The following is a 9,690-nucleotide window of genomic DNA, read 5'->3' as shown; positions in this document are numbered from 1 at the left end:
GCGAGCTTGCGCAGTTGCCCACGCCGATCACTGCGACCTTGATTGGCTTCATTGTAACCCGATCCCCTTGGACAAACGGAATGCCGTTGTAACTAAACTGCCTCACTCCACACAAAAGCTACAGATTGCAAGGATATTTCCGCGACGTCACGCAAGCGGGAACAATGCGGTAGCGGGTGGGCTACCCTCCGGCATTGTTGCATCCGCGAAAAAAACGCCTGCACGCGCGAGCGATGCTCATGAGAAACCCCTGTTTTCCCAGAAAACAAGCAGTCTTTACGATTAAGTGCGAGTACGCTGATCCCTTGTGCGAGGCAGCAAAAAACGTCCCGTGGACCCTCTCTGACACGGCATTGCCCCTAGTGGCAGCGCCTCCGGAAGGCTGTGCGCTGGTCACGAATCAACGGGATTCGCTCTCGCTGAGCCTGCCCAGCAGGAGGGCCGCGGCGATGAGCCCCATGCCTAATGCATCCAGCGTGCCCATGGTCTCTCCAAAGGCCAGCCATCCCACAAGGATCGAGACGGCGGGCTGGGTGAGCAGCACGACGCCGATGATCAGGGCGGAGAAATGACGCAGGGCGAAGACGATGAGACCTTGCCCCACGACCTGGCTGCAGAAGGCCAGCGCCACCAATGGCCACCAGACGTGGGGCCAGATCGGCTCGCCCAGCCAGATTGCGATTCCCAGCATCACCGGGGCACTGGCCATGGTGGAGGCGCAAAGCAGTTCCCAGCTTTCGAACCGGCCGCGCGCACCCTGCAGCAGGAGGATATAGAAGAAGTAGAACACCCCGGCGAGTATGCAGAACAGATCGCCTATCAGGGTGGCATGGTCGATCTCCAGCGATCGCCCGAGCAGAATGGCCGCACCGCAGACTGCCGCGACGATTGCCGCGATTTCTACCCGCCGAGGCAGACGTCGCGCCGCGATGAGACCCCAGGCCATCAGGATCAGGCTGCCGGAGTTCCCGAACAGCGAAGCATTGCCCAGACGCGTATAGGCAATCCCGATATGCCAGCTCGCCAGATCGAGAGCAAAGAACACCCCCGCCGTGGCAACCACCAGCCAGGCTGTGAGCGGGATGGCCGGTCTTCCTGGCACACGTTGGCGCAAGGCTAGGAAGGTAAGGAGCGGCAGCGGCAGGAAGAGGCGCCAGAAGCCGGCGGAAACCGGACCCGAATCGGCCAGGCGCACGAACCATGGCCCCAGCGCGAGGGCAAAGTTGCCACCGAGCAGTGCGACGAAGTGCCAGGGGTTTGGGCGCGTCTCCTCCCGCCCGTCATCGATGCTCGTCATGATCCGCTGGTCAACTCGCGCTTGTCATGCGGACACCGGCATCCTAGCTGGGTTGCAAATGGAAACCCCGTCGGGCGCGACGGGGTCAGGCTATCAGGTTTGGGGGGCTGACGCCGACAAGGCGATGTCCCACTGTCCATCACGGCCATAGAGCGCCCGCTCAGGTTTCCCAAGCCCCTCTTCCGCAAGTCTTGTGCGCGCAGCACGCTCCGTTGATCTGTTTCAGCACTCCTATTCCGAGAAGGACCCCAGTCGATGCACGAATCGCTTTTCCGGCCGATCCAGCTTGGCGCGATTGCAGCGCCGAACCGTATCCTGATGGCACCGCTGACGCGTGGCCGCGCCGGACCCGATGCCGTTCCGACCGAGATCATGCAGACTTACTATCGCCAGCGTGCGGATGCGGGCCTCATCATCAGCGAGGCGACCGGGATCAGCCGCGAAGGTTCCGGCTGGCCGAGCGCGCCGGGTATCTGGTCCGATGTGCAAGTGGAAGCGTGGAAGCCGGTAACCGAGGCCGTGCACGAGGCGGGCGGCCGGATCATCTTGCAGCTGTGGCACATGGGGCGAGTCGTTCACCCCTACTTCTTGGGTGGTGAACCGCCGGTCTCCGCCTCGGCGACGCAGGCTCCCGGGCATGCCCATACGCCGGAAGGCCGCAAGGAAAACGCCGTCGCACGTCCGCTCCGACTCGATGAGATGCCGCGCATCGTCGATGACTATGGCCACGCTGCCGAGAACGCGAAGCGGGCCGGGTTCGATGGGATCCAGCTCCACGGCGCAAACGGCTATCTGATCGACCAGTTCCTGCGCAATTCCTCGAACCTTCGCGATGACGACTACGGCGGCAGCCCGGAAAACCGTGTGCGGCTCATGCGCGAGGTGATGGAGCGCCTCGTTGCGATCTGGGGTGCCGATCGCGTGTCGATCCGGCTTTCACCCAATGGCGAAAGCCAGGGCGTTGACGATAGCGATCCCGCCACCCTTTTTGCCGAGGCGGCCCGGGTGCTCGAAGCGCTCAAGGTCTCGTTTATCGAACTGCGCCAGCCGGGGCCGGACGGTACCTTCGGCGCGACGACAGTGCCGCCGCAGGATCATGTTTTTCGCGCGCATTATTCGGGGCCGCTGGTGCTCAACAGCGACTATACGCCGGAAGGCGCTGCGGCCGATGTCGCCTCCGGGCGGGCTGACGCCGTCAGCTTTGGCCGGCCCTACATCTCGAATCCCGATCTGGTGGAGCGCATTCGTCTGGGCGCTGAGCTCGCGCCGAATATCGGCGTGCCGCAGACATGGTATTTCCCCGGTGAGGTTGGATACATCGACTATCCGACGCTCGCAGAGGAAAAGGCCAGCGCCACCGCGTAAGTGTGCGGTGCGATAGAGAACGACCGGCAGGGCCATAGGAGCAAGACATGCGCACGATTCCGCGATCCTGGCTGTTTGTGCCCGGCGATAGCGAGAAGAAGCTGCTCAAGACCCCGGAGACGGGTGCGCATGCGCTCATCGTTGATCTGGAAGATGCGGTGGCGGTCTCTGCCAAGCCGGCTGCGCGGCGCCTGACGCGCGACTGGCTGGAGGCGCACCGGCGCCAGATCACGATGCGCAAGCAGGCGCGGTGGGTACGGATCAACGCCGTCGAAACCGGCCTGTGGCGCGAGGACTTGGCGGCCGTCATGCCCGGCGCGCCGGAGGGGATCATGCTGCCCAAGGCGGAAGGGCCGGAGCAGATCCGGCAGGTGGCAGCAGAGATCTACGAGCTCGAACAGCGGCATGGCATCCCCAACGGCCAGACCCGCCTTCTGCCGCTGGTGAGCGAAACGCCGCGCGCCGCTCTGACCATCACCGCCTACATGGACGCATCCATGCCGCGCCTGGCCGGTCTGACCTGGGGGGCCGAAGACCTCTCCGCCGAGCTTGGCGCTGCGCGCAAGCGCGATGCCAGTGGCCAATGGACCGATGCGTTCCGCTTTGTGCGCGCACAGACCCTGCTTGTTGCGCACGCCCGCGGCGTCTGGGCGATCGATACGCTCTATGCCGATTTCCGGGACGTCGAAGGTACGAAGCGGGCGGCGGAAGCGGCCCGCGCGGATGGCTTTGCCGGCATGCTGGCGATCCATCCCTCACAAGTGCCGCTGATCAACACTGCTTTCACGCCCAGCGAGGAAGAACTCGCCCATGCGCGGGCCATTGTCGATGCCTTTGCGGCGAATCCCGGAGTGGGTGCGCTGCAGCTGCACGGACGGATGCTGGATCAGCCGCACCTGCGTCAGGCCAGAGCGCTGCTCGGACTCGATTAGGAGGGGCGTTGGCTCAGGGGTTGGGCGCCTTGGGCGCGGCCACAGCCTTGGGTCCGGCGGGAGCCGGGTCTGCAGGGGCAGTATCGGTGGTGGCCGCTGGATCGGCGGGAGCGTCCGAAGCGTCGGCAGAGGCACCGGCATCCACTTTGGCGGCGGCACTGTGTGCTGCGGGTGCCAGAGGTGCCTGCGCTTGCGACTGGTCGGTATCGAGCATCGCGTCGCTGATCGAGCCCGGCAGGATCTCACCACTCGCGGTCGAACTTGCCTGCGGAGTTGATGATGAGTTGCAGGCGCCGAGCGCCAGCAGCGGCAGAAGCACAACAGCGACGGAACGGGAGGGCAGGAGACGGATCATGGCAGGTCCTTGGCAGCGGCACCCGCCGCATCACGCGGTTCCAGATTGGCCAGAAAGGCTTCGCACCGCGCCAGCATTGCCCGATCCCACGCGTCCGGCGCAACCGAAATGCCAAGCGCTGCCAGACTGGTGACGCCGAAGTCCTCGATGCCGCACGGCACGATGCCGCCGAAATGCGTGAGGTCGGGCGCCAGATTGACCGAGAAGCCGTGCATCGTCACCCAGCGGCGGATGCGGATGCCGATCGCACCGATCTTGGCTTCCCTGCCGTCCGCCCCGCGTGTCCAGATTCCCACGCGGCCTTCCGCCCGCCACGCTGCGACGCCAAAATCGCCCAGCGTATCGATGACCCAGCCCTCGACCGCATGAACGAACCCGCGCACATCGCGAGCGCGCTTGCCGAGATCCAGGACGAGATAGCCGACGCGCTGGCCCGGCCCATGATAGGTGTAACGCCCGCCGCGTCCGGCCTCGACCACATCAAAGCGGGCATCGAGCAGTTCAGCCGCAGCCGCGCTGGTCCCTGCGGTATATACCGGCGGATGCTCCAGCAGCCAGATCAACTCCCGCGCCTTGCCTTCGTGCACGGCGGCGTTGCGGGTCATCATGTCCTCGAGGGCCTCGCGATAGGGTACGAGGTCCTGAGACTGCCTGATCTCGATCTGATCCGGAACTTGCATGGCTCATGCGCATGAACGCCTGTCCGCGCGCTGGCAAGGGCGAGTAGGGGTTGATTGCACCGCAGCGGGGGGTGCGTATCCCGTCCGGTCCTGCTAGGGCTGCCGCCGAAAGGGACATGACTGCCGTGACGACTTTGGACAGCAGTGCGGCTTGGGCCAGCGCCACGCGGATGGTTGCCGCCAACCGCGACCTTCTCATGGCGATTGCCGGGGTCTTCTTTGTGCTTCCCGGTCTTGCCGGTGCCGTCTTTGTGCCTTCTCCGGCGATGACACCCGAGATGAGCGAGACGCAGATACTGGCGGTCATGCAGGATTACTACGCCAGCTCCTTGCCGGTGCTGCTGCTTCTTTCGCTGTTTCCGATGGCCGGGATGCTGACAATGCTCGTTGCCATGCTCGATACGGCAAGGCCTACGGTTGCGCAGTCCATTCGCCGCAGCGTGCGCGCCCTGCCGTCGTACTTTGCAGCGCAGTTGCTGGTTGCGCTTGCCATCCTTCCGCTTTCGATGGCGCTTGCGAGCGTGCTGGCCCTGATCTTGCCTGACAGGCTTGCGGTATCCGTGGCCCTCGGACTGCTGCTTTATCCCATCATGCGCACCATGCTGGTGGGGCCGGTGGTTGCCGGCGAAGGTGTCCGCAATCCGGTGACTGCCATCCGGGAGAGCTTCGGGCTGACCCGGCGCAACGCTGGGCGGATCCTGCTGTTCATCGGCATGGCCGGCTTCGTGTTCCTTGTCGTCTACGGGCTCATCATGATGTTTGTCGGTGTCGTGCTCGTGCTCATGTTCAAGGGGGAACCGCAGCGCTTGCTTGGTGAGGCAGTCTCGGGCGTGCTCCTGGCGATAGGCTACACCTACTTTGTCGCCATGCTTGCGGCCGTCTATCGGCAACTCGCCGGCGATCCGGCTGGCACGGGCGTGCGGTGAAGCTGATGGAAGAGGCTGATGTCCAGCTGCCGCGGAGCCGCATGGCGCTGCTGTTCATGGTCATGCTCGTCACGGCTGCCGGCAATACCGCAATGCAGTCGGTCATGCCGTCGATCGGCACGCATCTCGGCATCGCCGATGTCTGGGTAAGCCTCGCCTACAGCTGGTCTGCGTTGTTGTGGATGCTGCTTGCGCCGTTCTGGGCGCGCAGATCGGACCGCCGCGGGCGCAAGGCGATGATGGCCCTGGGCCTTGTCGGCTTCGCAATCTCGTTCGCCTTGTGCGGTGCGGCGCTCCACGCCGGATTGAGCGGTGCGATCAGCGGCCTGACCGCCATTCTGCTCTTTGCGGCGGCACGCTCGCTCTATGGTGGTTTCGGCTCGGCGGCACCGCCAGCCGTGCAGGCCTACGTCGCCAGCCGGACAAGCCGGGCGGAGCGGACGCAAGCCTTGTCGATGGTCTCCTCCAGCTTTGGGCTGGGTACTGTTCTCGGTCCGGCGCTTGCTCCCTTGCTGATCCTGCCGGGCGTGGGACTGATTGGTCCGTTTGCGGCCTTCACGCTGGCGGCCGTCGTTGTGCTGGTGTTGCTTCGGTTGCGGCTGCCCGACGATGATCCGCGCTTTGCCGGTCGAGGCGAGATTCTGGGCGAGCCGATGAGTGCGTCCTCAAGCCCGCGGATGGGGAAGGAAGGCGAAGACTCGCGCGACCAGCTCCATGGCGAGGTCGATCCGGACCTTCATTCGATCGATTCGAAAGAAGGAAGGCTGCGCTGGGGCGATCCACGCTTGCGGGCGTGGCTCGCGGCAGGAACGCTGGGTGGGCAGGCCCAGTCGATCTTGCTTGGGGTCGTGGGTTTCCTGCTCCTTGACCGGCTCGGCCTGCGCCATCAGCCGGATGCTGCTGCGGGGCCGATCGGGCTGGTCCTGATGTGCGGCGCGGTGGCCACGCTGCTGGCGCAGTGGGGTCTGATCCCGATGATGAAGCTTGGGCCGCGCACCTCGACGCTCTGGGGAATGGGCCTCGTCGCGGTTGGAACGCTTGGCATGGCCGTCGGCCGCGATCTCCACGCCATTGCGACCGGCTTTGCCATCTGCTCGCTGGGTTTTGGTCTGTTTCGTCCGGGCTTCACGTCAGGTGCGAGCCTTGCGGTAACCCCGGCGGAGCAGGGGCAGTCAGCCGGGATTGTCGCTGCGGTGAATGGCTCGGCCTACATCATATCGCCGGCGATCGGCGTCTGGCTCTACAACCATTCGAACTGGTTGGCCTGGGGTGTGGTCGAGCTGCTTGCCCTGACCGTCATCCTGATCTGCGCTTTCGGCATGCGCCGCGATCCAGCAGTCTGACACACTCAGGGCAGATCAAGCCGGGAGACAACGCGGGCTGCGGCAGCATCATGAAGCCGCACCGACAGCATGAGCAGCAGATTGAGGCCCACGGACAGGTAGATGAAGTACCACAGCGGACTTCCCGCAATCATCGACAAGCCGAGCAGGATCGCCCGCGGGTTTGGCCCGAGGTAGCGCAGCATCACGAGCAACGGCCGCTGTTCGCGCTGAACTTCCGCACGAATGCGTGCCAGCAGGGCAGGGTCGTTTGCCATGGCCTGCGTTACGGCAGCATCGATCCGCAGGGCGTTCGGGCTCATGCCGGCCGCAAGCCGCAGGTAGCCGGCTACGACAACCCGAAGTAGCCAGCCGATACCCCCTCGGTCGCTGAACAGCGCGCGATCACTGCCGCTCGAGTTGTGTAGCCATGGCGTGCCGTAGGTCCAGTGCTGATAGAACCGCCGCTGAACCTCGACATGGTTGGCCTGCACGATATGCCCTGCGCCCGCCGCCAGCGTCCAGAACCAAGCCCAGCCTGAACCAAGCGTGCGCGTCAGGACAAGCGCGAGAAGCACGTAAAGGACAATGTGGCTGACATAGTCGCAGATGCCATCCACAAGCTCGCCCAACGGGCTCGTGCGTCCCGTGATGCGCGCCAGATCTCCATCTGCACCGTCGACCACGTGCCACGACATGTGGAGCAGCATGCCCAGCATCGCCCAGAGCGGTCCGGATGTGCTCCAGTAGACCGCGCCTGCGGCGACGACCATCAGGCCGCCGAAGACCGAGACCATGTTGGGCGTAATCGGCGTGGGGGCGAGCAGGCGTGCCAGCTGCCAGGCCAGTGGGTGATACAGGTAATGATTGAGCGCGTCCTGCATCTCCCGCGCCCGCGCTGGCCGCTTTACGGGCGCAGGCTGTGATGCCGATGGGGAAGTGCTCATGCCGCCTGTGCCGCCTTACTTGCGCGCGCCGAGGTCGCCCAGGCCGATTGTCCCGCTCGCCATGGCCAGCATGGCATCGAGGCTCTTCTTCGCATCAAGCCGCAGGTTTGCCTCGATCTCGATGCGCGGAGTCAGATCACGCAGCGCGATGTAGAGCTTTTCGAGCGTGTTCAGCGCCATGTACGGGCAGATGTTGCAGTTGCAGTTTCCATCCGCTCCCGGGGCTCCGATGAATGTCTTGTCCGGAAGCGCGAGCTGCATCTGGTGGATGATGTGCGGCTCGGTCGCGACGATCAGCGTATCACCCGGGAATGTGCGCGCAAACTGAAGGATGCCGCTGGTCGATCCGACGTAATCGGCGTGGTCGACGATGGTCGGTGGGCATTCCGGATGCGCTGCAACCGGCGCACCGGGATGCTGCGCCATCAGCTTGAGCAATTCGGTCTCCGAAAATGCCTCGTGCACGATGCATACGCCGGGCCAGAGCAGCATCTCACGCCCGAACTTGCGATTGAGATAGCCGCCCAGATGACGGTCCGGACCGAAGATGATCTTCTGCTCCGGCGAGATCTGCGCGAGGATCGTCTCGGCGCTTGATGACGTCACAATGACGTCGCTGAGCGCTTTCACTTCGGTCGAGCAATTGATGTAGGTGAGCGCGATATGATCGGGATGGGCCTCGCGGAACGCACGGAACTTCTCCGGCGGGCAGGAATCCTCAAGGCTGCAACCGGCATCCATATCGGGCAGGATCACGATCTTTTCCGGGCTCAGGATCTTGGCCGTCTCGGCCATGAACTTCACGCCGCAGAAGGCGATCACTTCGGCATCGGTCGCAGCCGCCTTGCGCGAAAGTTCAAGGGAGTCGCCGACGAAATCGGCGAGGTCCTGGATCTCGGGCTTCTGGTAGTAATGCGCCAGGATCACCGCCTTGCGGTCCTTGCGCAGCCGGTCGATCTCGGCGCGCAGATCGAGACCGGAAAGATTGGCGGGCTGGGCTGTCATGGCTCGAAATCCCCTGGTCGAGAGAAGGCTGATGCCCCCACTGCTTGACCCGGCACTTAGGCACCCCCGGCGCTACGGGCAATAGCCTCTGCGTACGCCGCCACCATCGGCATTCCGGCGAGCAACTGGATCAGCGCATGCACCCCAACCACGAGGCCCATGCCGACGAGCGTGGCCGGATGAACACGACCCAGCACCTTGCCGTCGTGGCGAGCCATGATCCCGAGGAAGCCGACCTGCAGGGCCGCTTCCAGCCATCCGCCGCCGACCTGACCCAGCAGCGGCATGGGCAGCAGCCGTCCGAGCGCTGGTTCCATGAGGATGACGGTTGCCGCGATCATCAGCCGCCGGTGCCACTGCGTCTGCCGGCGCATTACTATGGCGGCCCCCACCGTAAGCGCGAAGACGGCCACCTCGACATGCGTAAGCGCCAGAAAGTAGGAATCCGTGAAGAACGGCGGAACCCGGTGCGCGGCCAAGGCCATGCGGCCCGCAAAGGAGCCTAGCCCCACGATGGCGAGGACGAGCGCGAGACTGGCCCAGCCCAGCCGGCGATGCAGAGCCAGGTTCCCGCTCCCGGCAAGGCGGTTTTGCGTAACGATGGTGCCGAGCCAGCCGAGCATGGCAACGCCGTGGGCGTGGATATAGATCGGGGTCCGGACCGGATTGACGAACCCGCGCAAGGCCCATTGCAGAAAACCGAACACGATCAGGCCGGCGAGCACTTGCGCCAGGCGCGTGAAAAACCGTTGGTCAGAAAGATACGAATCGTTCGATTGCACCGCTGCGAAGTCCATTGTCCCGCTCCCCTATTCCGCCTGCGTCTTTTGCGCCTGGGCGAACCAGTTCCTGATTGGCAGG

At 64.5% G+C, this 9,690-nt stretch carries 10 protein-coding genes; 4 read left to right on the top strand and 6 right to left on the bottom strand.

What is annotated here, in order from left to right; translation table 11 throughout:
- Nucleotides 1-400: 400 nt before the first annotated feature.
- Complete coding sequence (locus Q0071_RS17515) at nucleotides 401-1,297, bottom strand: DMT family transporter (protein ID WP_298172518.1); 897 nt, start codon at nucleotides 1,295-1,297, stop codon at nucleotides 401-403.
- A 255-nt stretch (nucleotides 1,298-1,552) separates the two neighbouring features.
- On the opposite strand from Q0071_RS17515, the gene Q0071_RS17510 reads away from it, so the two are divergent.
- Nucleotides 1,553-2,662, top strand: coding sequence for an alkene reductase (locus tag Q0071_RS17510; RefSeq protein ID WP_298172515.1), 1,110 nt, complete (start codon nucleotides 1,553-1,555; stop codon nucleotides 2,660-2,662).
- A 47-nt stretch (nucleotides 2,663-2,709) separates the two neighbouring features.
- The gene (locus Q0071_RS17505) at nucleotides 2,710-3,594 is read left to right on the top strand and encodes a CoA ester lyase (protein ID WP_298172512.1); all 885 of its coding nucleotides are present in this window, start codon (nucleotides 2,710-2,712) and stop codon (nucleotides 3,592-3,594) included.
- 13 nt (nucleotides 3,595-3,607) lie between these two features.
- Here the strand turns inward: Q0071_RS17505 and Q0071_RS17500 are convergent, their stop codons facing one another.
- On the bottom strand, nucleotides 3,608-3,949 hold the full coding sequence (locus tag Q0071_RS17500) for a hypothetical protein (RefSeq protein ID WP_298172509.1): 342 nt from the start codon (nucleotides 3,947-3,949) through the stop codon (nucleotides 3,608-3,610).
- Nucleotides 3,946-4,629, bottom strand: coding sequence for a lipoyl(octanoyl) transferase LipB (gene lipB, locus Q0071_RS17495; RefSeq protein ID WP_298172506.1), 684 nt, complete (start codon nucleotides 4,627-4,629; stop codon nucleotides 3,946-3,948). Before lipB ends, Q0071_RS17500 begins: the two co-directional genes overlap by 4 nt.
- A 125-nt stretch (nucleotides 4,630-4,754) precedes the next feature.
- On the opposite strand from lipB, the gene Q0071_RS17490 reads away from it, so the two are divergent.
- Complete coding sequence (locus tag Q0071_RS17490) at nucleotides 4,755-5,555, top strand: hypothetical protein (RefSeq protein WP_298172503.1); 801 nt, start codon at nucleotides 4,755-4,757, stop codon at nucleotides 5,553-5,555.
- A gap of 5 nt (nucleotides 5,556-5,560) precedes the next feature.
- A complete protein-coding gene (locus tag Q0071_RS17485; RefSeq protein ID WP_298172501.1) occupies nucleotides 5,561-6,898 on the top strand; it encodes an MFS transporter in 1,338 nt (445 codons plus the stop codon).
- 5 nt (nucleotides 6,899-6,903) lie between these two features.
- On the opposite strand, the gene Q0071_RS17480 is transcribed toward Q0071_RS17485, so the two are convergent.
- From Q0071_RS17480 to Q0071_RS17470, 3 genes are read right to left on the bottom strand one after another with little or no spacing between them, the layout of a single operon-like run.
- Nucleotides 6,904-7,824 carry a CDP-alcohol phosphatidyltransferase family protein gene (locus Q0071_RS17480; RefSeq protein ID WP_298172498.1) on the bottom strand — a complete coding sequence of 307 codons (921 nt, stop codon included), beginning with the start codon at nucleotides 7,822-7,824 and terminating at the stop codon, nucleotides 6,904-6,906.
- Between the two features lie 15 nt (nucleotides 7,825-7,839).
- Nucleotides 7,840-8,829 (bottom strand): quinolinate synthase NadA, encoded by a 990-nt coding sequence (nadA, locus tag Q0071_RS17475; RefSeq protein WP_298172495.1) that lies wholly within the window; start codon nucleotides 8,827-8,829, stop codon nucleotides 7,840-7,842.
- A gap of 56 nt (nucleotides 8,830-8,885) precedes the next feature.
- Nucleotides 8,886-9,626, bottom strand: coding sequence for an adenylate cyclase (locus Q0071_RS17470; protein ID WP_298172493.1), 741 nt, complete (start codon nucleotides 9,624-9,626; stop codon nucleotides 8,886-8,888).
- Between the last annotated feature and the right edge of the window lie 64 nt (nucleotides 9,627-9,690).

It is taken from the genome of Novosphingobium sp. (assembly GCF_027486195.1).
GTDB lineage: Bacteria > Pseudomonadota > Alphaproteobacteria > Sphingomonadales > Sphingomonadaceae > Novosphingobium.
The sequence above is the reverse complement of the archived record's forward strand: the minus strand, read 5'-3'. Positions and strand labels throughout refer to the sequence as shown.